An 880-nucleotide genomic window follows, 5' to 3' on the forward strand; every position below is an offset into this window, starting at 1 on the left:
GCCGCCCTGTGAGCCAGCCGCCCCGGCCACGCCGGCGGCCTCGGGGGCGGAGGCCGCCCGGTAGGGCGAGTCGACCTGCGGGGCCTGGCCGGACCAGGCGCTCGAGTCGTAGGAGGAGTCGAACGGCGACTGTTCGAAGGGCGCCTGCTCGACCGGCGCCTGAGCGCCGAAGGGCTGGCCCGAGGGGGCGGGACCTGCGGTGGCGGGCGAGCCGCCGGAGATGCTGCTGGCGTAGTCGGCGGCCAGGGAGGCGTCGGCCGCGGAGGACTCGTCACGGGTGGCGTCGTAGACGAGCTCCGGTCCGGCATCGCCGGCGTCCTGCTCCACCGGGGGCTCCACGTAGGGGCCGGTGGGCTTGTCCGGCAGGGAGTCGGAGTCGAGCCAGTCGAAGGCCAGCCACCGCAGGCCGCCGCGGTCGGGGGCGTTCTCGGCGAGCTCGGACACCGAGCGCCCGGCCAGCTCGGCGAAGGGGTCGGCCTGGCTCCACGGCACGAGGACGAAGGCGCGCTCGGCGGCACGCGGGTGCGGCAGGGACAGTGCCGGGTCGGCGGAGGCGATGCCCTCGACCTCGATGAGGTCGACATCGAGCGTGCGCACGCCCCACGGCTCGGTGCGCACCCGCCCGGCGGCGTCCTCCAGAGAGTGGCAGACCTCGAGCAGCTCACGCGGGGAGAGGGTCGTCATGGCCACGACCACCGTGTTGAGGTAGTCGGGCTGGGGCTCGGCCCCCTCGGCGACGACGGCGACCGTGCGGGCCAGTGGCGCCACCTGCGTGACCTCGATGCCCTCGGCGCTCTTGAGGCTCTGGACGGCCGTGCGCAGGGACTCCACGACGCTGCCGACGTTGGCTCCCAGGCCGAAGACGACGCCGACGGGGCGG

Annotated in this window: 1 protein-coding gene; it reads right to left on the reverse strand. The window is 75.5% G+C overall.

The window, feature by feature from the left end:
- A partial coding sequence (folK, locus tag HMPREF0975_RS17170) for a 2-amino-4-hydroxy-6-hydroxymethyldihydropteridine diphosphokinase (protein WP_009234958.1) occupies positions 1 to 880 on the reverse strand: 880 nt, incomplete at both ends.

Source organism: Actinomyces sp. oral taxon 849 str. F0330, from assembly GCF_000239715.1.
Lineage (GTDB): Bacteria > Actinomycetota > Actinomycetes > Actinomycetales > Actinomycetaceae > Actinomyces > Actinomyces johnsonii.